20 protein-coding genes and 1 pseudogene are annotated in these 23724 nt (G+C 71.9%); 7 read left to right on the forward strand and 14 right to left on the reverse strand.

Annotation, left to right across the window (positions count from 1 at the left end; genetic code table 11):
• Window positions 1–61: 61 nt before the first annotated feature.
• Window positions 62–895: pseudogene (locus tag ACIRFH_RS00090) on the forward strand (Scr1 family TA system antitoxin-like transcriptional regulator).
• Entirely contained in the window at window positions 877–1113 is a 237-nt protein-coding gene (locus ACIRFH_RS00095) for a DUF397 domain-containing protein (protein ID WP_403516031.1), read from the forward strand. Before ACIRFH_RS00090 ends, ACIRFH_RS00095 begins: the two are co-directional and overlap by 19 nt.
• 33 nt (window positions 1114–1146) lie before the next feature.
• On the opposite strand, the gene ACIRFH_RS00100 is transcribed toward ACIRFH_RS00095, so the two are convergent.
• Window positions 1147–2319, reverse strand: a complete 1173-nt coding sequence (locus ACIRFH_RS00100) for an abortive phage infection protein (RefSeq protein WP_403516034.1) — start codon at window positions 2317–2319, stop codon at window positions 1147–1149.
• 244 nt (window positions 2320–2563) lie between these two features.
• Here ACIRFH_RS00100 and ACIRFH_RS00105 point away from each other — a divergent pair, with 244 nt between their 5' ends.
• Window positions 2564–3487: a lysostaphin resistance A-like protein gene (locus ACIRFH_RS00105; protein WP_403516037.1), complete on the forward strand. Its 924-nt coding sequence runs from the start codon at window positions 2564–2566 to the stop codon at window positions 3485–3487.
• 102 nt (window positions 3488–3589) lie between these two features.
• Here ACIRFH_RS00105 and ACIRFH_RS00110 read toward each other — a convergent pair whose 3' ends face one another.
• The 11 genes from ACIRFH_RS00110 to ACIRFH_RS00160 form a co-directional block, all read right to left on the reverse strand.
• On the reverse strand, window positions 3590–4288 hold the full coding sequence (locus ACIRFH_RS00110; protein WP_403516040.1) for a response regulator: 699 nt from the start codon (window positions 4286–4288) through the stop codon (window positions 3590–3592).
• The gene (locus ACIRFH_RS00115; RefSeq protein ID WP_403516043.1) at window positions 4285–5451 is read right to left on the reverse strand and encodes a sensor histidine kinase; all 1167 of its coding nucleotides are present in this window, start codon (window positions 5449–5451) and stop codon (window positions 4285–4287) included. Before ACIRFH_RS00115 ends, ACIRFH_RS00110 begins: the two co-directional genes overlap by 4 nt.
• Before the next feature lie 661 nt (window positions 5452–6112).
• Window positions 6113–6787 (reverse strand): response regulator, encoded by a 675-nt coding sequence (locus ACIRFH_RS00120; RefSeq protein WP_403516046.1) that lies wholly within the window; start codon window positions 6785–6787, stop codon window positions 6113–6115.
• Window positions 6784–7995 (reverse strand): sensor histidine kinase, encoded by a 1212-nt coding sequence (locus tag ACIRFH_RS00125; RefSeq protein ID WP_403516639.1) that lies wholly within the window; start codon window positions 7993–7995, stop codon window positions 6784–6786. Before ACIRFH_RS00125 ends, ACIRFH_RS00120 begins: the two co-directional genes overlap by 4 nt.
• Window positions 7996–8113: 118 nt before the next feature.
• Window positions 8114–10204: an MMPL family transporter gene (locus tag ACIRFH_RS00130; RefSeq protein WP_403516049.1), complete on the reverse strand. Its 2091-nt coding sequence runs from the start codon at window positions 10202–10204 to the stop codon at window positions 8114–8116.
• Between the two features lie 157 nt (window positions 10205–10361).
• The gene (locus ACIRFH_RS00135) at window positions 10362–11555 is read right to left on the reverse strand and encodes a hypothetical protein (protein ID WP_403516052.1); all 1194 of its coding nucleotides are present in this window, start codon (window positions 11553–11555) and stop codon (window positions 10362–10364) included.
• Between the two features lie 72 nt (window positions 11556–11627).
• The gene (locus ACIRFH_RS00140) at window positions 11628–12605 is read right to left on the reverse strand and encodes an SCO2521 family protein (RefSeq protein WP_403516055.1); all 978 of its coding nucleotides are present in this window, start codon (window positions 12603–12605) and stop codon (window positions 11628–11630) included.
• 1 nt (window position 12606) lies between these two features.
• Window positions 12607–13572 (reverse strand): SCO2522 family protein, encoded by a 966-nt coding sequence (locus ACIRFH_RS00145; protein WP_403516058.1) that lies wholly within the window; start codon window positions 13570–13572, stop codon window positions 12607–12609.
• Window positions 13569–14486, reverse strand: coding sequence for an SCO2523 family variant P-loop protein (locus ACIRFH_RS00150; protein ID WP_403516640.1), 918 nt, complete (start codon window positions 14484–14486; stop codon window positions 13569–13571). The genes ACIRFH_RS00145 and ACIRFH_RS00150 overlap by 4 nt, the downstream gene beginning before the upstream one ends.
• A 2-nt stretch (window positions 14487–14488) precedes the next feature.
• A complete protein-coding gene (locus ACIRFH_RS00155) occupies window positions 14489–16333 on the reverse strand; it encodes an SCO2524 family protein (protein WP_403516061.1) in 1845 nt (614 codons plus the stop codon).
• A 68-nt stretch (window positions 16334–16401) separates the two neighbouring features.
• Window positions 16402–17151, reverse strand: a complete 750-nt coding sequence (locus ACIRFH_RS00160; RefSeq protein WP_403516064.1) for an SCO2525 family SAM-dependent methyltransferase — start codon at window positions 17149–17151, stop codon at window positions 16402–16404.
• A gap of 326 nt (window positions 17152–17477) precedes the next feature.
• On the opposite strand from ACIRFH_RS00160, the gene ACIRFH_RS00165 reads away from it, so the two are divergent.
• The gene (locus tag ACIRFH_RS00165; RefSeq protein WP_403516067.1) at window positions 17478–18032 is read left to right on the forward strand and encodes a GNAT family N-acetyltransferase; all 555 of its coding nucleotides are present in this window, start codon (window positions 17478–17480) and stop codon (window positions 18030–18032) included.
• Between the two features lie 6 nt (window positions 18033–18038).
• Here ACIRFH_RS00165 and ACIRFH_RS00170 read toward each other — a convergent pair whose 3' ends face one another.
• Both ACIRFH_RS00170 and leuA read right to left on the reverse strand, forming a co-directional pair.
• Window positions 18039–18734, reverse strand: coding sequence for a TerB family tellurite resistance protein (locus tag ACIRFH_RS00170; protein WP_403516070.1), 696 nt, complete (start codon window positions 18732–18734; stop codon window positions 18039–18041).
• A 184-nt stretch (window positions 18735–18918) separates the two neighbouring features.
• Complete coding sequence (gene leuA / locus ACIRFH_RS00175; RefSeq protein ID WP_403516073.1) at window positions 18919–20640, reverse strand: 2-isopropylmalate synthase; 1722 nt, start codon at window positions 20638–20640, stop codon at window positions 18919–18921.
• A gap of 334 nt (window positions 20641–20974) precedes the next feature.
• On the opposite strand from leuA, the gene ACIRFH_RS00180 reads away from it, so the two are divergent.
• From ACIRFH_RS00180 to ACIRFH_RS00190, 3 genes are read left to right on the forward strand one after another with little or no spacing between them, the layout of a single operon-like run.
• The gene (locus ACIRFH_RS00180; RefSeq protein ID WP_403516076.1) at window positions 20975–22045 is read left to right on the forward strand and encodes a M4 family metallopeptidase; all 1071 of its coding nucleotides are present in this window, start codon (window positions 20975–20977) and stop codon (window positions 22043–22045) included.
• 21 nt (window positions 22046–22066) lie between these two features.
• Window positions 22067–22333 (forward strand): protealysin inhibitor emfourin, encoded by a 267-nt coding sequence (locus ACIRFH_RS00185; protein WP_403516079.1) that lies wholly within the window; start codon window positions 22067–22069, stop codon window positions 22331–22333.
• Between the two features lie 57 nt (window positions 22334–22390).
• On the forward strand, window positions 22391–23716 hold the full coding sequence (locus ACIRFH_RS00190) for a GH1 family beta-glucosidase (RefSeq protein WP_403516081.1): 1326 nt from the start codon (window positions 22391–22393) through the stop codon (window positions 23714–23716).
• Window positions 23717–23724 lie beyond the last annotated feature (8 nt).

Below are 23724 nucleotides of genomic sequence, written 5' to 3' on the forward strand. Positions count from 1 at the left end.
GTGTCTACCCTCGGCAGGGGTCCGCGCACTACAAGTGCGGGTCAGTGCAGGGGGTTTGGTCATGGCCAATGGTTCGCGGCAGGCGGCCTGGGAGTTCTTCGGTACGGAACTCGAGCGGCGACGGGAGGACGCCGGGATCACCCAGGCCGAGCTGGGACAGCGGGTATTCGTCTCCGGCGGCTACATCGGACAGTTCGAACAGGCGATTCGAAAACCGCAGTTGGATGTGGCGCAGCGGATTGACGAGTCGCTGCAAACCGACGGTTTTTTCGAACGGCTCTGGCGGTAACTCATCAAGGAGAAAAGGTACGCGGAGTACTTCGCGCATGCGGCGGAGCTGGAGCGGCTGGCGACGGGTATCCGCGAGTGGGCGCCGGCCGTAATCCCAGGGCTCTTGCAGACGCCGGGGTACGCTCGCGCGCTCTACCTGGCGAGTAATCCGCCGGCGGCAGACGAGTGGATCGAGGAGATGGTCGGTCTCCGCATGGACCGCACACGGCTCCTCAAGGGCGCTGCACGCCCCGTGTATTGGGCTCTCCTGCACGAGGCCGTACTGCGTGTTCCGGTCGGCTCCCCAGCCGTGATGGCCCAGCAACTCGAACATGTCACGGAGTTGGTGCGCAGCCGCAAGATGTTGGCTCAGGTACTGCCGTTCTCCACCGGAGCGCACCCGCAAATGGGCAAGTCGATGAAGCTCATGGAGTTCGATGACGCTCCGCCGACGGTCTATACAGAGGGCGTGCTGTCGGGCAGTCTGCTGGACGATCCGGCAGTAGTGAAGCGCGTACGAGCGGATTACGATCTTCTCAGGGGCATGGCTCTGCCACTGGAGACGTCCCTGGACATGATCGAGGCGGCGGCGGCGGGCTACAGACAATGCGCAGGTACGACCTGACCAGCGCTCGCTGGCGCAAGAGCAGCTACAGCGGCGGGAGCGGCGGCGAGGACTGCGTCGAGGTCGCCGACGGAGTCCCCGGCGTCGTGCCCGTCCGGGACAGCAAGGTGGCCGACGGGCCGGTGGTCGTGGTCGGGCCGGCGGCCTGGACGGAGTTCGTACGCACCGTGGGGGCCGCCCGCTTCTTTGCCGGTGTCGTGCTTCCACGACCCGAGTGAAGGGGCGGCCACAGGCCGACGTGAGCTGCACGCTCAGCTCCGGATCGCTCGACTCCCCGCCTGGCAGTCCCGGCCGTAACGGCGGGCCAGGGCGTGGAAGGCCTCCTTCGGTTCCCAGTGCCAGGGGGAGGCCGGGTCGTCGGGGCGGTCCTTGACGGGCTTGGTGATGGCGTAGCTCACCATGTCGAGGTCGTGGAGCGGGTCGCCGGGCGTGTGCGGTGCGTCCGGGGTGAGGAATTCGAAGGCCATCGCCGCGTACAGGCCCATCGACTCGAAGACCGACAGCAGGTCAGTCAGGTAGGCGGCCTGGGTGCGTTCACTGCGTACCAGGCCGCCCTGGACCTCCGGCGGGTCCTTGTCGTAGTCGACGACGGCCCAGCCCATGCCGCCCGCCTCCGGCGCGCCTTCGTAGGCGCACGTGCCGAACTCCGTGATCGCCAAGGGCTTGCCCCAGCGCAGATGGCGGCGCAGTTCGCGGACGTGGTCGGCGGGGCGGGGGTGGTACGCGTAGTAGTCGATACCGACCACGTCGAAGAGGGTCCAGTCGACGTCGTCGTCCTGGGCGGCGGCGTAGCCGATCCGGCCGTCGAAGACGGAGCGGCCGACCGCTGCCGCCTTCGCGGTGAAGGCGTCCAGTCGGCTCTGCATCCGCTCGAAGTCGACGTTGCCGCTCTGCAGGTTCTCGATGCGTTCCGTGGCCGTCTCGCCGGGGACGATGCCCGGGACGAACAGCCAGAACTCGCAGCCGACGCTGAGTTCCACGCTCGCGCCCTGGCGGCGCAGTCGTCGCGCGAACCGGCCGCACTCGGCGAGGTGTTCCAGGATGTCGCGCTGCGGGACGTCACCGAGGGTCGGCTGGAACCAGACGTGCAGGCCCTGTTCGGCGGCCTCGGCCGCGGTGGCGGTGAGGCGTTCCACGCCGTCGCCGGTCACGTCCACGGTGTTGGCGTGCAGGTCGCGGCGGATGGCTCGGATGTCCGCGCGCATACGGGCGGCGTCCCAGGCCGTGCCCGGGGTCTCCCCCGCGCCGACGGTGTAGACGACGCCCCGGCGGGTCAGGCCGCGTCGTCGACCGGCTTCCGCTTCGCCCGCCTGTGCGCCGGCCGCCGGGATGGCCGCCCCCGCGAAGCCCACCGCTGCCGCCCCCGCCAGGAACCGGGCCCGGCTGATGCCCTTGCCTTGCGTGCCTGTGCTGGTCTTCTCCATTCCGCCCACTGTGTCGAGGGCGTATGGCGACCGCTGTCGGCCGTCGGTCTACGGCGGGGTGACGAAAGTCGGCGCATGGTGCGCCGAAGGGCAGCCGCCTCCATGCCGGTGCGGGTACGTCGTTGTCCCCCGTGCGAGCTACACGCGTTGTCCACCTCAAGGGGAGGTTTCGTGGTGCCTGCCGCCCATAGCGTTCCCCTTGATACAGGGGCGGCTCGGCCGCCGGTCAAGGATGGGAAGCATCATGTCGCCGTGGGACACACCGTCGGTGCGATGGACGAAGCGCCAGTTCTCGCAGTCACCGTTCGAGCCGACGCGCCGGGTGCGGCCGGCCTGGGTGCGGCTGGTGGTGATGGTGGTGCTGTTCGTCCTGGTGACGGGGCTCGCGGCGGGGATGAGGAGCGTGGCGGGGGACAACCCGGTGCTGTCCCTGCTGTTCGGTGCGGCGGCCGGGGTGATCGCCCTGACGGTCTACGCGGCGGCGGTACGGTTCCTCGAACAGCGCCCCGTGTACGAACTGGATCCCGCCGCGGCCCGGTCCGGCCTGCGCCGCGGCACCGCCGTCGGGGTCGGGCTCTTCCTCGTGACGCTCGCGCTGATCGCTCTGTTCGGCGGATACGGCACGAAGGGCGGGGTCTCCCTCGGGGGCGCGTTCACCATCCTGGGGATGATGGCGGGGATCGCCGTCGTCGAGGAGATCCTCTTCCGGGGCATCGTCTTCCGCCTCGTCGAACAACTCATGGGCACGACTGGCGCCCTGGCGCTCTCGGGTGTCCTGTTCGGGGCGCTGCACCTGGTGAACTCCGGCGCCACCGTGTGGGGTGCGCTGGCCATCGCCATGGAGGCCGGCCTGATGCTCGGCGCCGCCTACGCCGCCACCCGCACCCTGTGGCTGCCGATCGGCCTGCACCTGGGCTGGAACTTCGCTCTGAGCGGCATCTTCGGTGTCACGGTCTCCGGTAACGAGGACATGCCCGCCGGGCTGCTCCACGGCGTGCTGTCAGGTCCCACCGCGGTCACCGGAGGTGACTTCGGGCCGGAGGCCAGCATCTTCGCGATCATCGTGTGCGCGGTGCCCACGGTCATGCTCCTCCGCTCGGCCAAGCGCCGGAACCACCTGTACACCCGCCGCCAGAACCGCTCCGAGGGGACGCGCACGTCGACCTGACACGGTGCCACGGACCCCGGCCACGGAAGTGACGGCGGGCCGGAGCCGCAGCGGTCGGCCGGCTTCACCACCTCGGACACCTCGCCGTGGATCACCAGTCGCTCAGCCCCGGTCGCCGCCCCCTGCCAGGCCGGCCCGGTACGCCAGGACCACCGCCTGGACGCGATCGCGAAGGTCCAGTTTGGTGAGGATGCGGGAGACGTAGGTCTTCACGGTCTCCGGGCTGATGACCATCTCGGCGGCGATCTCCGCGTTCGACAGGCCCTCGCTGACCAGGAGGAGGACCTCGCGCTCGCGGCTGGTGAGGACCTTGAGGCGTTCGAGATCGGGGGACGCGGGGGCGGCGGCGGGGCGCAGACGTTCGGCGTGGCGGCCGATCAGGGTGCGGGTGACCACGGGGGACAGAAGGGACTCGCCGCGGGCGATGGTGCGGACCGCGTTGATCAGCTCGGGCGGTGCGGCGTCCTTCAGCAGGAAGCCGCTGGCGCCGGCACGCAGGGCCTCGTACACGTACGCGTCGACGTTGAACGTGGTGACGATCAGGATCTTCGCGGGGCTGGGGGAAGCGGGGCCGGCCAGGTGGCGCGTGGCCTCTATCCCGTCGAGCAGGGGCATGCGGATGTCCATGACGACGACGTCCGGCTCCAGCTCCCTGGCGCTGCGGATCGCCGCCCGGCCGTCCGTGGCCTCCCCCACGACCTCCATATCGGGCTGGGCGGAGAGGATCGTGACGAAGCCGGTGCGCACGAGGGCCTGGTCGTCGCAGACCAGCACCCTGATCGGAGCGGGACGAACACTCACGCGGAACCTCCCGCGGGGATGCGCGCGTGCACGCGGAACCCGCCCTCCGGGCGGAAACCCGCTGCGAACTCGCCGCCCAGCGCCTCCACCCGCTCCCGCAGCCCGGTCAGGCCCCGGCCTCCCGAGATGTGCGGGCCGCCGTCGCGGAGGGCGGCGGACTCGGCGGTGCCGTCGGCCGCGCCGGCGGTGGTGACCTCGACCTCCGTCCAATCGGGGGTGTGCGCGAGCCGTACCAGCGTCCGGTGGCCCGCGGCGTACTTCACGGCATTCGTGAGGGATTCCTGCACGACGCGATAGGCCGCGAGCCGGGCGCCCACGGCCGTGGCCGGCTGCCGGCCTTCCTCGATCAGCTCGACGGGCTGGCCGCCCGCCCGTGTCTGCTCCACCAGATCAGGCACCAGGCCCGGCACCGGCCCCCCGGCCCCCGACTCGCCGGTCGCCTCCAGCACGCCGAGGAGGAAACGGAGTTCGGCCAGTGCCCGGCGGCCGGTGCCGTTGATGGCGACGAGGGCTTCATTGAGCCGGTCCGGCGCCCCGGTGAGGTACTGAGCCGCGCCGGACTGGACCACCATGGCGGTCACGTGGTGGGTCACCACATCGTGCAACTCCCGTGCCAGGCGGCTGCGTTCCTCGGCGATGGCCACCTGCGCGGACAGGCGCCGACGCGTGGCCTCCTGCCTCCGCTGCCTGCGGACCAGGGTGCCCAGTCCCCACATCGTCACCAGGACCAGGTAGTAGAGCAGGAAGTCGATCAGGCGGGCGGGCGAGCCCAGTGTGCGCAGGACGACGCAGAAGAGCAGGTATCCGCCCGTGGCCGTCAGTGGTACGGCCCGCCGGAAGCGTTCCTGGTGGGCGCCTACGGAGTACAGCGCGATGTACAGACCCAGACTGCCGAAGGTCGCAGGGGAGCCGATGGACTGGTGGACCGCGAAGGACGTGCCCGCCATCGCGAGGCACACAGCCGGCCACCGGGTCCGCACCGCGATCGGCAGGGTCTGCCCCAAGGTCAGCAGCGCGCTCGCGACGGAGGCCTCGTGGACGGGCAGGTCACCGAACTGCGCCCCGATCCGCGACATCGGGGGCGTGAACGACAGGACCGTGAAGACGAGTGCGAACTCGCGGTCCCTGATGACGGCAGGGCGCGCTTCCCACCACCGCCACACCAGACGCAGCCTGCCGGCCGCGGCGGCCGGCAGGCTCGCGCGTGCGGCAGGACCACCGTCCCGTGCCGGCGACGCGGGTCCGGATCCGGTCGGGGACGCCGCCGGCCCGTCGGTCACCGGTCGGCCCGCGCGGGGAACGGAGTCCGTCCGGGCCGACGGTGCCGCATCCGATGGTTCACGAACTGTTTGCTCTTCCATTGTCAATCCATGATCGGTCAAGCACGGTGCCGGCAGGTAACCAGTATGCGGACCGGGTCGTGGGAGGTGGTCCTCGATCCACCCCTGTCCGGCACGCTGACGGTCGCCGTCGGCAAGGGCGCGTCCACCGTCTCAGAGACCGCGGACGACGTCGATGCGGCGCAGCTCATGCTTCTCGCACAGCCGCGACAGCCGGTCTCCGGGTTCGCGGGCGCTCTCCAGCAGGAACGGGCGGCGCACCGCGACACCCTGTTCGTCGATCGCCGTCTGCCAGGCACGGTGGTGAGCAGCCAGTCGCGCGGGGCGAGGTCGTCGCGGAGAGCGGCGAGGTCGGCGTCGGTGACGCCCTCGGGCGCGCGGGCGTACGGTGTGCAGCTCGTCCTCGGCAAGGGTGACCCACTCGACGGCGGGCCCGTCGCCCGTCTCGGTCGGCAGGGCCGCCCAGCGCGGCCGACTCGGACGTCTACCGCCGCTGACCCGCGCCCGGCACCACCAGCCCCGACTCGTAGGCCACGATGACCAGTTGCGCCCGGTCCCGCGCGCCCAGCTTGCCCATGATGCGGCTCACGTGGGTCTTCGCGGTCAGCGGGCTCAGCCCGAGGGATTCGGCGATCTCCGTGTTGGTGAGGCCCCGCGCGACCAGCGTGAGCACCTGGCGCTCCCGGTCCGTCAGGCATTCGGGACCGCCGCCCGTCACCACCGGCGAGGGGCAGCGCAGGAACCGTTCGATCAGGCGGGCCGTCGGTCCGGGCGAGAGCAGGGCATCACCCGCCGTCACCGTGCGGATGGCGTCGAGGAGTTCGGCGGGCCTCGTGTCCTTCACCAGGAACCCGGAGGCGCCCGCGCGCAGGGCCTCCACGATGTTCTCGTCGGTGTCGTACGTGGTGAGGACCAGCACCTTCACGCCCGCCAGGTCCTCGTCGGCGGCGATCAGCCGAGTCGCCTCGATGCCGTCCAGGTCGGGCATGCGGACGTCCATGACGACGAGGTCGGCCCTGCGGGCACGGGCCAGTTCGACGGCCTGGCGGCCGGTGCCCGCCTCACCGACGACCTCCATGTCGGGAGCCGAGCCGACGAGCAGGGCGAACGCGGCACGGACCAGGTTCTGGTCGTCCGCCAGCAGCACGCGTATGGTCATCCGTCCCCCTCCGAAGTCACGGTCGCCGGCACCCCGGCCGGCGCGGGTGCGGTGGGCGTCGGCAGGACGGCCGTCACCCCGAAGCCGCCCGCGTCCCGCGGTCCGGCGTCGAGTGTGCCACCCACGCTGCGGGCCCGCTCCCGCATGCCGACGAGCCCGAAGCCGGGGGTGCCGCCGGGGTCGGGGCCGGTACCGTCGTCGGTGACGGACAGGCGCAGGACGCCCGGCTCCGCGCGCACCTCGACGCGGACGGACGGTTCCGGGCCAGCGTGGCGTACGGCGTTGGTCAGCGCCTCCTGCACGATGCGGTAGGCGGCGGCGCCGACCGCGGGCGGTACGTCGCCGGCGCGTACCGACAGGTCGACCCGCGCTCCGGCGAGCCGGGCGGCCTCGGCCAGGTGGGACAGACCGTGCAGTCCGGGCAGCGGGCCGCGGGCGTCGGGCGTGTCCCGTTCGCGCAGGACCTCCAGTGTGGTCCGCAGTTCGCCGCGCGCCGTGCGGCAGGTCTCGGCGATGTCGTCGAGGGCCTTGGCGACGGCGGCCCGGTCCAGGCGCTCGGGGTCGGCGGTCAGGACGTGGGCGGCGACCGAGGTCTGCACGCCGATGAGGGTGATGCTGTGCGCGAGCAGGTCGTGCAGGTCCCGGGCGACGCGCAGCCGTTCCTCGGCGACGCGGCGCCGGGCCTCCTCCTCGCGGGTGCGTTCGGCGCGTTCGGCGCGCTCCACGATGGAGGCGACGTACTGGCGGTAGTAACGGACGTCGACACCGGCGAAGAGGATGGCGATCACCCAGCCGGAGACGCGGATCAGCTCGACGGCCTGGTGGGTGTTGACGGTGAGCATGATACTCACGGACACCGTGAGGACCGCGACGCCGGTCAGGATCGTGCGCAGCGGGCGGCCGGTGACGGCCAGCGTGTAGAGCGCGACGTAGGAGACGGGCCCGGGCGCGGCGGGGTGGTTGTCCAGGGCGTGGTACGGCCCGACGAGGGCCATGACCGCCGCGAGCACCAGCAGCGGGTGGCGTCGCCGCCACACGATCGGGACGTGGGCCGCGATCAGCAGCGTCCAGCCGGCCGCGTCGGGGCGGCGGCCCTCGTCGGTGAACAGCGCCAGGCAGACGGCGCCGGCGAGGAGGACCGTGGTGAGCACGGCGTCGTTGCGGGTGCCGTGCGGGGCGGTGCGCGGGTCGCGGTTGACGACGGCCATGATCCGCTCGCCGACGCGCGGCCGGGACGCTGTCTCGGTGGTTGCCTGCACACGCCCATCCTCCGCGCCGGGTGCGCCCCTCCGGGAGGGGAGGGGCGCACTCCGTTCTGTGACCGGGTCAGACACCGACGGGCTCCCGCTCACCGGCCGGCACCGGCTCCTCGGGGGCCCGGGACAGCCGTCCCGGCCACCACACCCGGCGGCGCAGGGCGACGCTCGCGCTGGTGACCAGGTAGGTGCGGACGAGGAAGGTGTCGAGGAGGACACCGACGGCGATGACGAAGCCCAGCTCGACGAGCTGCACCATCGGCATGTTGGTGAGCACCGCGAAGGTGGCCGCGAGGACGAGGCCGGCGGAGGCGATGACCCCGCCGGTGGTGCGCAGCGCGGTCAGCGCGGCCTCGGTGGGTCCGGCGCCGCGCAGGGCCTCCTCGCGCATGCGGTGCATCAGGAAGATGCCGTAGTCGACGCCGAGGGCCACCAGGAACACGAAGGACAGCAGGCCGAGGCCCGGGTCGGTGCCCTCGAAGCCGAACAGGGGCCCGAAGACGAGTCCGCCGATGCCGAGGGACGCGCCCCACACGGCGACGACGGCGGCGACCAGGATCAGCGGGGCGACCAGGGACCGCAGCAGCGCCACGAGGATCAGCAGGACGGAGAGCAGCACGATCGGGACGACGAGGACGGTGTCGCGGGCGTTGGTGTCCTCCAGGTCGATCTGCTGGGCGCTGGGTCCGCCGACGTAGGAGCCGTCGAGCCTGTCGCGCAGGGCCTCGATGGTGGCGGTCTCGGCCGCCGACTGGGGCGGGGCGGAGGCCAGGACGGACAGTTCGGTCCAGCCGCCGCCGCTGCGGCCCTTCTCGGCGCTCTCCACGCCGCGGGTGCCGCGGGCCTCGGCGAGCGCGGCGTCGGCGCGGTCGCTGGGAGCGATGACGGTGATGGGCTGGGTGCCGCGCTCCGGGTAGGCGGCGGCGAGGGTCTCCATGGCGGCGATCGCGTCGGGCTTGCTGGTGAAGGAGTCCTCCTGCTTGAGGGAGCCGGGCAGGTTGAACGAGCCGAGCGCCAGCGCGCCGAGCAGGAGCGCTCCGCCCACGAGGACAGCGCGAGGCCGGCGTTCGGCGGAGCCGCCCATCGCGGCGAACAGCGTCCTACGGGCCTTGGGCGTGCTGCCGTGGCGGGGCACGAGCGGCCAGAAGACGCGGCGGCCCAGCAGGACCAGGATCGCGGGCAGCAGCGTCAGCATGGCGGCCAGCGCGCACAGCACACCGACGGTGCCGAGCGGGCCCATGCCCCGGCTGGAGTTGAGGTCGGCGGCGAGCAGGCACAGCAGCCCGGCGGCGACGGTGCCGGAGGAGGCGAGCACGGCGGGGCCGCAGCCGCGCAGGGCGGCGGCCATGGCGTCGTACGGCCGCTCGACGCGGCGCAGTTCCTCGCGGTAGCGGGAGACGAGCAGCAGCGCGTAGTCGGTGCCGACGCCGAAGACGAGGATGGTCATGATGCCGGAGCTCTGGCCGGAGACCGAGGTGCCGAACCACTGGTTGAGGCCGTAGGCGACGCCCATCGAGAGGTAGTCGGCGATCCCCGCGACGGTCAGCGGGACCAGCCACAGGAACGGGCTGCGGTAGATGAGGATCAGCAGCAGCGCGACCACGGCGGCGGTGGTGTAGAGCAGCGGGCCGTCGAGGGAGTCGTAGACCTCGCCGGCGTCGGTGGCGAGCGCGCCCGGCCCGCCCACCTCGACGGCGAGCCCGTCACCTCCCCGGGCGACGTCGCGCACGGCGCCGACCAGGGCGTCACGCGCCTCCTCGTCCTGGCCGGGCTCGGTGCTGGCGACCGGGTACATCAGGGTGGTGCCGTCCGTGGACGGGACGCCCACCGGGCGGTTCGTCAGCCGGTGCGCGCCCGCGATCTCGGCGATCTGCTCGGCGGCGACGGCCTTGTCGGCGGCGGTCAGCCCGGTGTCGCGGTGGTAGACGACGACCATCTCGGTGGCCTCGCCGCCGGGCAGCCGGTCCTGGATCTTCGCGGCCTGCGTGGAGTCGGCGCTCGCCGGCAGGTAGTCGACGGCGCGGTCGCGCTGTACGTCCGACAGTCGCGACGCGAACGGCGAGGTGACGGCGAGTACGGCGATCCACAGTCCGAGCACCAGCCAGGGCACGGCCCGGCGTCGCCTCCCGCTCGTTCCCGCGCGTGTCCTTGCGGCCCCCATGTGACGGGCTCCCTCCGGTCGGATGTCTGGATGTGTACGTCTCCAGACTTCCGGCGCCGGAGCGCCGACGCGTCGGGCGGGAGGCCGAGCCGGCGGCTACCGCCCGGGGTGACACTCGGGTGCCGTTACTCCCCCGGGAGTACCGCCCGGGTCGGGTTCAGGCCTGGTCGACCATCCAGTTGCCGTCCTCCTCGGCGTCCACCCGCACCTCCAGCTCGCGCAGGCTCATGCTCCCCTCCCACAGCTCCTTGAAGCGCTTCATCCGGTCCCGCACGTGGTCCTGGCGGGCGATGAGCCGTGTCCTGACGTTGACGTCGCGCAGATCCTGCTCGATCTCGAAGGAGACCTCCTCGTCGAAGACGATGAAGTCGTTGGTGGTGCCGCGCTGGAGGTGCGGGGGCAGTTCGGGCAGGACCGCCGCGCGGACCTCGATGTGCCGCAGTTCCTGTTCCTCGCACAGCCGCAGCAGCCGGTCGTCGAGCTCCCGGGCGCTCTCCAGCAGGAACAGCCGGCGCACCGGCACGCCCCGCTCGTCGACCGCGTCCTGCTGGGCCTCGAGGTAGCGGCTGGCGGGCTCGCTGTTCCAGAACTCGCGGTCGACGGAGGTACTGGTGGCGCAGATGGACTGCTCGGCGGCGCGGGTGAGGGCGAGCATCCAGTCGTGGTTCTCGCCGGGACACTCCGCGGTCAGGTTGGTGAGGTCCGCCATGTGGCCGACGACCCGCGTCATCTCCAGGCGGACGAAGGTGTGGAGGATCGAGGGTCCGGGGGCGAGGACCTCGGCGAAGCTCTTGGCCAGTTCGGGCACGCCCTCGATGCGGGCGCGGTCGAGCGGGGGGTAGGGCTGCTCGGTGCCGTGGCCCGCCTGGACGAGGTGGTTCTCGACGAGTTGTTTCACGTCCTCGGTGTGCCGGACCAGGCCGGTCCGCAGTTCGTCGTCGTACTGGTTGAGGCCGTCGCGCACGGCGGCGGCGTGTTCGGCCAGCGCGGTCTCCACCCGGCGGGTGTGTTCCTCCACCCGGCGGGTGTGCTCCTGCACCCGCCGGTCCACCGTGTGCAGGTCCTTCGTGCGCGGGTCCTCGGCCGGCCGGTCCGGGCCGTGGAGGTACTGGACGAGCACCGCGGCGCCGGCGCACAGCGCGGCGGTCGCGAACTGCCGCAGCGGGCCGCTGTCCGGGCTCAGCAGTGCGGTGACGCTCCAGGCCAGGGCGCCGAGGACCAGGCCGGTCAGCAGGCGGCGCGGCCACGGGGACTCGCCCGTCAGGACCGCGAGGCCGGGGCTCGCCGGGCCGTTCGCGCGGCCGGGCGGAACGGCCGTGTCGTCGGGCTGAGGTGTCTGTGCCGTGCTCATCTCGCTTCTCCCCCCGTTGGGATACGCGTCGGATCGGGGTGCGGGGACGTGCGTGAGAGGTGTGCCGTCCGCTCAGGAAGCCGGCTCCACCTCCCGGTGGGCCGAGGGGATCGCGTGCAGCGTCAGCTGGTCGCGGATGCGCTGCACCAGCGTCTGCCACTGGCGGGTGAAGCCGGGCCGCTCCTCCAGCGGGTCCCACAGCGCGGCCAGTTCCTGGGGCACCCGGGCCCGCGGCATCCACAGGTGCAGCAGGTGGTTGACGGCGGGGCGCAGCGCCTCGACGGCGGCGGAGCCGTGTTCGGGGCCCGCGCCCAGGCGGATGCCGTCGAGCATGCGGACCAGGGTGGTGAGCAGCCAGTCGTGCAGGGCGAGGTCGTCGCACAGTCCGGCGAGGTCGGCGCCAGGGGTGCCCTCGGGCACCCGGAGCAGGACGGTGCGCAGTTCGTCCTCGGCGAGCGTGAACCGTTCGATCGTCGGGCCCTCGCCCGGCGGGGCGGACAGGGCCGCCCAGCGCAGCCGGGTGGGGCGGGATCTGAGGGGCGGCCGGTGGTCGAGGAGGGGGTGGCGCAGCAGCCGGGTGAGCAGTCCGTCGGCGATCAGTCCGGCGTCGAGGTCGCCGTGGCGTCCGCCGCCGAGCACGCCCTGCGCGACCGCGTCGCGGGGCAGCCTGCCGAGCGGCTCGACCATGCCGGGCCGCACCAGGTAGTGGCCCCAGGGCCGCCGCTGGTCGGGCCCGGCGGCGGGGACGCGGAAGTGGGCGGAGGCCTGCAGGACGCGGCCCTCGGTGAGCGCGGCCCGTGCGACGACCGTGCCGACCGCGCGGATCCGGGCGCCGTTGGCGCTGGGGAGGTGGCAGTCGACGCCGGTGAGGGTGTCGGGGGAACGCGCGTAGAGGTTGGGGCGCTCGGAGAGCAGGACCCGTTCGTCGGCGCGCAGGCCGAGGAGCTGGGCGGCGGCGCGGATGTCGAGGGCCTGCCGGGTGGGCAGCAGGCAGGTGCGGACCTCTCCGCAGGCGAGGACGGAGCCCGGCGCGTTCTCCCGCGGCCCCATGTCAGAACCCCGCGTAGTAGACGTAGGAGATGCGGTCGGCCACCGAGTCGGGGACGGTCGCCCGCTCGCCGGCGGACCGCTTGGCGACCTGGTCCAGCGCGTGGGGGTCGACCTCGATCTGGTCGAGGATGACGCGGACGGCGTGCTCGACGGGCAGGAACCGGGTGGGCAGCACCGAGCAGGTGCGGTAGGCGGCGAACGGGTCGGCCCGGGGGTTGAGCCGCACCAGCGAGGGCAGTTCGTCCCAGTCGTCGGGGAAGCCGGCGGTGGTGTGCGGCTGGGGCACGAGGACGGCCTCGCCCTGGTTGCGCAGCAGGCCGAGGCGGGCGAGCTGCCACACGGCGGCGAGGAAGGGGCAGGACCAGGTGCGCTGCCCGTCGGGGTCGTCGCTCCACAGCTCGACGTCGAGGAAGACGGAGTGGCGGCGGGCCGCGGTCTCCCGGGGCGGCTGCCAGGCGACGGCGCGCTTCATGGCCTGCGGGGCGCGGGCTACGGGGCTGCGTTCGCCGTTGGCCAGCCAGCCGGTCTGCGCGGCGGGCGGGCGCAGGCCGTAGCTGCCGGGCGGCGGCGACTCGACGATGCGGCCGGCCACCGCCTCGGCGACGGGCACCTTGCCGGTGACGGCGCAGCCGGACTCGCGGGCGAGGTAGTCGACGGTCAGCCCGGCCCGCTCGGCCTCCGCCAGCAGCATGGGGACGACTTCGGCGGGGGTGGAGAAGCGGGTGAAGTAGTCGTCGACGAGGAAGCAGGTGCTGATCCGGGGGCGTTTGCCGCCGCTGCGGGCGGTGGCGGCGGTGCGGGCCGCGTCCACCCAGGGGCGTACCTGGGTGAAGTGGTCCCGCAGCCGCTCGGGGCCGGCCTCGAAGTCCTCCATGTAGAGGTGGCCCAGCTCCAGGGAGAGGTGGGCCAGCGGCACGGCCTCGGTGCGCGGCTCGGCGGCGGTCTCGCGGAACCCGGTCTCCGTCACGGCCGCCCCCAGTACGTGTCGTCCGTCAGGCGCCGGGCGATCTCCTCCAGTGCCTCCAGGGTCTCCTTGTTGGCGATCTGGGTGGAGAGCACGTCCTCCTCGGTGATCAGCTGCTCGCGCCACTGGAGTATGGGTTCCAGGGGGACGATGCCGAGGACGACGCTGTCGCCGATGCGGTGCTCGGCGGCGAGCCGGCGCAGCGCCTCGTCGCAGGCCTGCATCCAGGCGGCCTGGGCGGGCGAGCCCTGGGACCACAGCGGCGATTCGGGGTCGGGCACGGCGGCCCGGACGAAGCGGGTGGCGGCGCGCAGTGCCTCCTCGTCGTGGCCGCGCTCGACGCCGCCGCGGATGATGCCGTGCTCGCCGTGGACCAGTCCGGAGGCGGCGATCACGTGCTGGCGGGTCCAGCGGTGGAAGACCAGCCAGCGGAAGGGGACGAACTGCATCCGGGGATGGGCGGTCGCGGCGAGGACCATGTCGACGGCGTAGCTGCGGCCGGCGCTGAGGTCGACGACGATCAGGTCGAACTCGCCGTTCAGCCGCAGCAGCAGGTCGACGCAGCGTTCGAGGGCTTCCTCGCCGGTGGCGAACTCGCCGCCGCCCGCGTCGCCGGGGAACAGGACCAGCCGGCCGGACTGGTTGGGGCGGGAGCGCAGCAGGGGGTGCTCGGTCTGGCGCCAGACGTCGATCCGGGCGGGTTCGGCGGTCTCGCCCTCCAGGTAGGAGTGGAGGCCGCGTTCCTCGGTGCCGCGCATGGCGCCGGGCACGTCGAAGACGGCGGCGGCCGTGGGCGAGCCGAAGTCGAAGTCCACGTAGGCGACGTGGTCGCCGGTGAGGGCGCGCTGGTAGGCCAGGTTGGCGCTGGTCACCGAGCGGCCGGTGCCTCCCTTGTCGGAGGCGGCGAAGACGAGCACGCTCACACCTCCTGTGCGGCCGCGCCCCTGGCCTGGGCCAGGGTGTCGAGTTCCTGGAGGACGGGCAGGGCGAGTGCGAAGGCGGTGGCGGGCCGGTCGTCGACCAGGCTGCGGGCGTGGTCGAGGCGGCTCTCGATGCTGCGCATCGCCCGGGCTCTGCTTCCGTCGGCGGCGGCGGACGCCTCCAGCTGTTCCTTGCCGAACAGGTGAGTGGCCTCGCTGAGCAGTTCGCGGGCCAGTTCGGCGAGTTCGGGGCTGCGGATGGGCTGCTGCTCGTACAGGTTGCGGGCGGCGACGAGGCATTCGGTGACGCGCTCGGTGATGCTCCAGGACATGCGCAGTTCGGCGTCGCGCGCGCCGGGGTAGACGGCGCGCACGTTGTCCCAGAGGCCGGCGCCCTCGTCGTCCTCTATCCGCCGGTTCCACAGGTGCTCGAAGGTCTGCTCGGCGAGGCGGAGCAGCCGGTCCTGCGCGCCGATGTTCCGGGAGAGTTCGGCGAGCTGGATGATCCGCTTGAGGAGCTGGGCGGAGAAGTCGGTCATGCGCCACAGGAGGAGGCTGCCGGAGCGCTCGGAGCCGGCGAGCGGCATGGTGACGCCGGGGTTGTGCAGTCGGATGGTGGGGTCCTCCCGGGTCATCCGGCTGGTGACGCGGCCGCGGTCGGCGAGGCGTTCCATGATGGCGACGGTGCGGGTGAGGTCGTCGTCGGTGGCCTTCCGGCGGACCAGGTCGTGGACGAGGATGGCGGCGACGGTCAGGGAGAAGTACTCGGACTCCAGCTGGAGGCCGGTGGTCTGCCAGGGCAGGTCCTCCAGGGGCCAGCGTTCGGAGCCGAAGCGGGCGATGGCCGACCAGTACTGCTGGCTGAGTTCCCAGCGCAGGCGCAGTGCCTCGGCGAGTTTCTGCTGGTCGGCGTCGAGCAGACCGAGGGTGAGGGTGCGCTCGGAGAACAGGTCCTGGATACCGTCCAGGGCGACGACGGTGAAGTACACGTAGGGCAGCCGGTCGGCGATGCCGTCGGGCTGGCCGGGCACCGGGGTGTCCAGGTCGGTGATTTTGGGCGCGTCCTGGACGATGCCCCAGGCCCAGCCGCACTCGAAGAGCTGGCTCTCGTCCCGGATGCCCTCGTCGAACTGGATGCCGCGGGTGAGGCTCTCGATGATGGTGGCGCGCAGGGGGCGCAGTCTCCGGGAGAACTGCTGGAGGGCGATCCGGTCGGACTGCTTGCCCTGGCCGATGACCTGGATCAGCCTGCGGCCCTGTTCGGACTCGGCGTCGAAGACGTTGACGGTGAAGGAGCGCAGCAGGCTGATCATGGCGGAGGTCAGCCGGGCGTTCGTGGCCTCGCGCAGCTCGGCGATCGACTTGAGGACCTCGGGGCGGGTGGTGGTGGTCTCGTAGACCTTGAGGTATCCGAGGGTGGCGAGGGAGAGCGTGATGGACATGGAGTAGGAGTCCACCACGCCCAGTTGGCTCTGTTCGTGGGTGATCTGGCTCCGGGGGTCGGCCGGTTTGAAGTAGTGGCCGCCGGCGAAGGTGGGGCTGTCGTCCGGTCCGGTGTGGGTGCGCATGAACTGGGTCAGCGCCGTGATCAGGTTGGCGGGGATCTCCAGCCGGGTGCCGACCCTCTCCAGCGCGCGCAGCACGTCGCGTTCGGTGGTGTCGGGCTGGTCGAGGCGGAACGCGGGGACCTCGGTCGCCGGATACAGCAGGCAGAGCAGCCGCTCCGCGTCCGCGACGCTGCTCAGCCCGTCGGTGGGCCCCTGGACCAGCTTCCCGTCGTCGAACGAGTGGCGGGCCATGGCCTGCCAGATGTCCAGCAGGTGCTGGCGTGGCTTGATCTGCATCCCCGTACCCCTCGTACAGATCTCGTTGCCCTGTTTTCAGACCGTGTGTGCGGACATGGTCCCCGTTCTCACGGGGCGGCAATCTCCGCGTTCCGCTGTCCCAGGGCGAGGAGGATTCCCTCGTGTCCCGGCCGCACCACGTGGTGCAGGTCGTGGATCTCCAGTTCCTTGCAGAAGGGACCCAGGCTCTCCCTGACCCGGTCCTCGTTCACCCGGTAGGCCGGGTACTGGTGTTCCCCGACCTGGTAGCCGACCGACTCCTTCATGAAGGCGGCGGCGAAGGGCGCTCCCTCGTTGAGGGCGTTCATGAAGCACCGCACGCCCCGTTGGAACTCCTCGGGGCATTCGGACATGGAGTCGGCGACGAAGAACATCGTCCCGATTTCCCAGCGGGTCTGTCCGTCGAGGTCGAAGAGGTTGCCGTGCTCCACCTGGACGATCTCGCTGAACCGGGCCCTCGGGTCCAGGTCGCGGTAGGCCGGGGCTTCCCGGAGCTCCTCCCAGAAGGCGTCCCAGGCCGTGTCGTACCCCTGGGGGGAGGCCTGCCTCTTCAGGTACTCGACGTTCGGGCCGGCGTACTCGAGGAGGAGCACCTTCTCGCACCAGGGCAGCATGGACAGGGCGGGGTAGAGATTCGCACCGGCACCGACGTCGACGCCCCGGACGGCGTCCGGTGCGGTCCCGTCGAAGCAGCGGCTGAAGTAGTCGCGCATGAGGCGGACGATCAGCCGGTCGACGTCGAGCGGGGTCCGGTAATTGTTGTCGACATACACCTCGGGATCGAATTTCGACCAAGGCGCGTCGGCATTGCGATCCATAGTCACCCTGCCGCGTTCCGTTCGCTTGTGGACAAGACCGTGCGCGTGAGCGCGGGTCTCGTGGACGCCGACCGGTGAAGAGGCGTCTCCTTGTTCGCAAGATAAGCCGCCACAGCGCATCCGGACAGCCGGGAACCCGCCAGTCCACATCCTCCGGGCGCACGTCAGGCGCACCGTTGCACACCCTAACTCTCCCTTGCAAGGCGGGAGTTGGGCGCTCACTCTAGCCAGAAGGAGCACCGGGCCGCCAGCGGGACCCTTCATTCCATCGAGTGCGGCCCCGATGCCTTCGTGTTGACGTTCGCACATCCTGACTGGGGGGTGGCATGACCGCCGAACCACTGGAACGCGCCCTGGACCGCCACGGGCGACTCACGCAGCGGGGACCGTTCCCGGACGCCCTGCCCCCGGTTCTGCGCACGGCGCGGGAGTCCGACCTGCCTGAACTGCGACGACTCGACGAGGAGGTCTTCCAGGAGGTCGCCTATCCGGGTTTCCTGCTGCGTCAGCTCTTCGACATGTACGAGGAGCACTTCCTGGTCCTCGACGGCGGCGGGGGCCGGCTGCGCGGCTATGTGCTGGCCGCCACGACGACGCCGGCGCTCGGCCGGGACAGCTGGATCCTCGGTCTGTGCGTGGCCCGGGACCGCCGACGGCACGGACTTGGCCGGGAACTGATGACGGAGATCCTGGTCCGGCTGCGCCGGGACGGCATCGAGCGGGTCCGTCTGACCGTGGAGCCCGCCAACCACGCCGCGATCCTGCTCTACCGCTCCCTCGGTTTCGATCCCGAGGGTCCCGACGCCGGGCTGCGCCGGGACTACTTCGGGCCCGGCATGGACCGTCTCGTGCTGCGCCTGGACCTCGCCCAGGGCCGCTGAGCGGCGTCAGGAGGGGGTGCCCGCCGATTCCAGCAGCCGGGTCACGTCGTCGTGGCGGAGGGTCAGGGCGGCGCCGACCGTCGCCAGGACGTCGCGCTCGGCGGGTGTGTAGGGGCCGTCGGCCAGGGCGATGCGGGCACCCTGGAGGAGGATCGACTCACGGCCGGCGGCGGCGAGGTGCGGGGCCAGCGGATCCAGCGCCTCGTGCAGCTCTATGGCCAGGCCGGGCACGCAGGGTTCGTCGCGCACCCGCCCGGTGTCCGCCTCGAGCGCCTCGACCAGCGCGCCGAGCCGGTCCTCGGTGCAGTCCTCGAAGCCGGCCGCGCGCACCGCGACGACCGCCGTCTCCAGGGACGTGCGGGAGCAGGTGCCGCCCGCGGCGAGCACCGCGAGGGCGACGGTGTGGACGGCGTCGCGGAGCATCGCGGAGAAGCGGGTGGTGGTCGGGTGGTCGAGGACGTCGGTGCCGTAGTGGCGGCGGCAGGCCGCGCACTCGACGGTCGGCGCGGACTCGCCGCGCGGCAGCACGGGCACCCCGAGCAGGGTGAACCGGCGGCGGCCGGCGAGGCGCTGGTAGTTGCGGTCGCCCCCGCAGCCGGGGCAGAAGAACTCGCCGTCGCCGACGGGCGTCCACGCGGTGCGGGTGCCCAGGACGCGCGGCAGCCGGGCAGCTCGGTCGTTTCGTCCCCGTCCAGGCAGCACGTCGCACCTCCGTAACCGCGCGGCAGCATCGCCGCGCTTGCGTGATGTTAGCCACATCACCGACGTGGAGTCAGTACCCCGGACGAGACCTTTCCGTGACCTACCCGTGGAGATGGCCGGTATACGCCGGGGCCCCGCCCGCCGTTCTCCGGCGAGCGGGGCCCCGAACCACCGATTCGGCTGGTCAGCGAGTTGCGCGGTTGACGGCGGAGACGACCGCCTTCAGCGAGGCGCGGGTGGTGTTCGCGTCGATTCCGATGCCCCACAGGACCTTGTCGCCGATGGCGCACTCGATGTACGAGGCGGCCTGCGCGGAGGCGCCCTCGCTCATCGTGTGCTCCTGGTAGTCCAGCAGGCGTACGTCGATGCCGACGCCCTGGAGGGCGTGGAAGAACGCCGAGATCGGGCCGTTGCCGGTGCCGACCAGGGTGGTCTCCTCGCCGTCGACCGTGGCCTCGACGGTGAGGGTGTCGACGCCGTCGCGGTCGGTCGTGGTCTGGCCGTTCCTGACCTGGATGCGGCCCCAGGGGTTGTCCGGGTTGGGCAGGTACTCGTCCTGGAAGACGTCCCAGATCGCCGACGGCGTGATCTCGCCGCCCTCGGCGTCCGTCTTGGCCTGGATGATCTTCGAGAACTCGATCTGCATCCGGCGCGGCAGGTCCAGCTTGTGGTCGTTCTTCAGGACGTAGGCGATGCCGCCCTTGCCGGACTGCGAGTTGACGCGGATGACCGCCTCGTAGGAGCGGCCGACGTCCTTGGGGTCGATGGGCAGGTAGGGGACGGCCCACTCGATGTCGTCGACGGTGACGCCCTTGGCCTTCGCGTCGGCCTCCATGGCGTCGAAGCCCTTCTTGATGGCGTCCTGGTGGGAGCCGGAGAAGGACGTGTAGACCAGGTCGCCCACGTACGGGTGGCGCGGGTGGACGTCCATCTGGTTGCAGTACTCCCACGTGCGACGGATCTCGTCGATGTCGGAGAAGTCGATCTGCGGGTCGACGCCCTGGGAGAACAGGTTCATGCCCAGGGTGACCAGGTCGACGTTGCCGGTGCGCTCGCCCTGGCCGAACAGGCAGCCCTCGACGCGGTCGGCACCGGCCATGACGGCCAGCTCGGCGGCCGCGACCGCCGTGCCGCGGTCGTTGTGCGGGTGGGCGGACAGGCAGACGTACTCGCGGCGGGACAGGTTGCGGTGCATCCACTCGAAGCGGTCCGCGTGCGTGGACGGCGTCGAACGCTCCACCGTGGCGGGCAGGTTGAGGATGATCTCGCGGCCGGGGCCGGGCTGGTAGGTGTCCATCACCGCCTCGCAGACCTCCAGGGCGAAGTCCAGCTCGGTGTCGGTGAAGATCTCCGGCGAGTACTGGTACCCGAACTCCGTCTCCGGGCCCAGCAGCTTCTCGGCGTACTCCATGACCAGCCGGGTGCCGTCGACGGCGATCTGCTTGATGTCGTCCCTGGAGCCGCGGAAGACGACGCGGCGGAAGACGGGGGCGGTGGCGTTGTACAGGTGGAGGGTGGCGCGCTTGGCGCCCTTCAGGGACTCCACCGTGCGCTCGATCAGGTCCTCGCGGGCCTGGGTCAGCACGGAGATCGTGACGTCGTCCGGGATGGCGTCCGGGTCCTCGATGATCGACCGTACGAAGTCGTAGTCGGTCTGGCCGGAGGCCGGGAAGCCGACCTCGATCTCCTTGTAGCCCATCTTGACCAGCAGATCGAACATCGCGCGCTTGCGGGCGGGCGACATGGGGTCGATCAGGGCCTGGTTGCCGTCGCGCAGGTCGGTGGAGAGCCAGCGGGGGGCCTGGGTGATGCGACGGTCGGGCCAGGTGCGGTCGGGGATGTCGACCTGCTCGTAGCCGCGGTACTTGGTGATCGGCATGGAACTGGGCTGCTGGCGGTTGGCCATGATCGCGTGGGCTCCTCGTGATGTCCGCGGTGTCCGCGTGTCCGGAAGGACGGCCGACGCGCAACACCAAGCACCGCGGGGAGGGAGTCGGCCTCTTACAGGCCCTCGCCGCGGCAGCTAAGGAGAAGCAGCCCGAAACGCATGATGCCCAGCACCTTAGCCGAGCCACGCCGGTCACGCGGGTCCGTATCAGTATGCGGGACCGGGGAGGCCAGGGGGACAAAAAGTGCCGTATACCACTTCCGGCTGCTCAGCGGGCCCTCTCGGCGCCGCATTCCACCCATCATGGTTGCGGGTGGTGACAGCGCCGTCACGCGGTGCGATGGTGCCGGTCATGACGACCAACGGGGGCTTCGAGCCCGTCTTCTGCACCATCGTGCCGCCGCACGTCCTCGACAAGCTGGCCCAGAACGAGGACCCGGTGCTCGCCGGGCCCGCGCGCCGGACGATCCAGCGCGACGCCGCCGAGCGCACCCGCCGCGGTCTGACCACCGTCGTCGGCGCCCCCGCCGTGCCCCCGCGCGCGGGGGCCGAGGCCGGCAAGCCCCACCGCACGGTCTACGACGCCCGGCACGGCACCGACCTGCCCGGCCACAAGGTGCGCGGCGAGGGCGAGGAGCCCGGCCGGGACGCCACGGTCAACCGCGCCTACGCGGGGCTCGGCGCCACCTTCGAGCTGTTCCTGAAGGCGTACGGGCGCGACTCCATCGACGGCGCCGGGCTGCCGCTGGACGCGACGGTGCACTACGACCGCGAGTACAACAACGCCTTCTGGAACGGCGAGCAGATGGTCTTCGGCGACGGGGACGGGGAGGTCTTCCTCGACTTCACCATCCCCGTGGACGTGATCGGCCACGAGCTGGCCCACGGCGTCACGCAGCACACCGCCAACCTGACCTACTACGGCCAGCCGGGCGCGCTGAACGAGTCGGTGTCCGACGTCTTCGGCGCCCTCATCAAGCAGTACACGCTCGGCCAGACCGCCGCCGAGGCCGACTGGCTGATCGGCGCCGGGCTGCTCGCCCCGCGCGTCACGGGGGTGGCGCTGCGCTCGATGAAGGCGCCGGGCACGGCGTACGACGACGACGTCCTCGGCAAGGACCCGCAGCCCGCGACGATGGACGACTACGTGCGCACCGGCCGCGACAACGGCGGCGTGCACATCAACTCCGGCATCCCCAACCACGCCTTCTACATCGTCGCCACGGAGCTGGGCGGCCACGCCTGGGAGCGGGCCGGACGGATCTGGTACGACGTGCTGACCGGGGGCGAGTTGCGCCAGGACGCGTCGTTCACGGACTTCGCGACGCTGACGGTCGAGGCCGCCCGCGAGCGCTACGGCGACGCGGACGAGCTGGAGGCGGTGCGCAAGGGCTGGGAACAGGTCGGGGTGCGCACGCGGTAGTTCCGTACTAGACACGGTCCCATGCGGATTCAGGTGAGGCGCACAGGAGGCTTCGCGGGCATCGAGCGCCACGCGGAGATCGACACCGCGGGACGCCCCGACGCGGACGAGTGGCACGCCCTGGCCGAGCGGGCGGTCGCCGACGGCCGGGGCACGCCGCCCGTCGGGGTGCCGGACGGGTTCAGCTACCAGATCACCGTGGACGGCAGGACGGTGTACGCGGCCGATCCCCGGCTGACGGACGACCAGCGCAGGCTGATCTCGCGGGTGCTGAAGGAGGGCGCGTAACGCCCTTGACGCGCAAGGGCGTTGACTTCCGTCACCGGGGCTGCGGATGATCCGCGCATGGCGACCGAGTCGAGCACGGACCCTCTGCCCCGGTTCCCGGACGGCTTCCTGTGGGGTGTGTCGACCTCGGCGCACCAGATCGAGGGCGCGGCCGGGCTGCGCGAGCGGTCCGTGTGGGACGTGTTCGCGGACCTGCCGGGGCGGATCAAGGACGGCTCGACGGCGGCGGTGGCCTGCGACCACTACCACCGCTACCGCGAGGACGTGGCGCTGCTGGCCGGCCTGGGCGTGGACGCGTACCGGTTCTCGGTCTCCTGGCCCCGGGTGAACTCCCCCGGCGGCCTCGACTTCTACGACCGCCTGGTCGACGAGCTGTGCGCGGCGGGCGTCCGTCCGGTGCCGACCCTCTTCCACTGGGACCTGCCGGCGGGTCTGGACTGGCTGGAGCGGGACACCGCGTCCCGGTTCGCGGAGTACGTGTCCGTCGTCGTGCGGCGGCTCGGCGACCGGGTCGGCACCTGGCTCACCCTCAACGAACCCGCCGAGCACACCCTCCTCGGCCACGCCCTGGGCACGCACGCCCCCGGCGGGAAGCTGCTGTTCGACGCCCTGCCGGTGGCCCACCACCAGCTCCTCGCGCACGGTCTGGCGGTCCGGGCCCTGCGCGCGGCCGGCGCGGGCGACGTCGGGATCGCCAACTCGCACGGCCCGACCTGGCCCGCCTCGGACCGGGCGGCCGACCGGGAGGCGGCGGAGTTCTACGACGTCCTGCTCAACCGCCTGTTCGCCGACCCGCTGCTGCTGGGCCGGTACCCCGAGGGCGTCGGCGAGCTGATGCCGGGCTCCGCCGAAAGGATCGAGGCCGACCTGAAGGTGATCGCCGAGCCGCTGGACCGGTACGGCGTGAACTACTACGCGCCGACGCGGGTGGGCGCCCCGCAGGGTGCGGAGAGCGAGGGGGGCGGTGTGCGGCTCCCGGCCGGGCTGCCCTTCTCGGTGCACCCGATCGAGGGCCGGCCGGTGACGGACTTCGGCTGGCCCGTGGTCCCCGAGGGGCTCACGGAGCTGCTCACCGGCCTGGGCGAGCGCTACGGCGACCGGCTGCCCCCGGTCGTCATCACGGAGAACGGCTGCTCCTACGAGGGCCTCGACGACCAGGACCGCATCGCCTACCTCGACGGTCATGTCCGCGCCCTGCACCGGGCGCTGGAGGCGGGCGTGGACGTGCGCGGCTACTTCGTGTGGTCACTGCTGGACAACTTCGAGTGGGCGGAGGGCTACGCGCGCCGGTTCGGGCTGGTGCACGTGGACTTCGCCACGCGGACGCGCACGCCCAAGGCGTCGTACCGCTGGTTCCGGGACCTGGTCCGCGCCCAGCGGTGAGCGTCCGG

The sequence above is a fragment of the Streptomyces sp. NPDC093586 genome, from assembly GCF_044764905.1.
Lineage (GTDB): Bacteria > Actinomycetota > Actinomycetes > Streptomycetales > Streptomycetaceae > Streptomyces.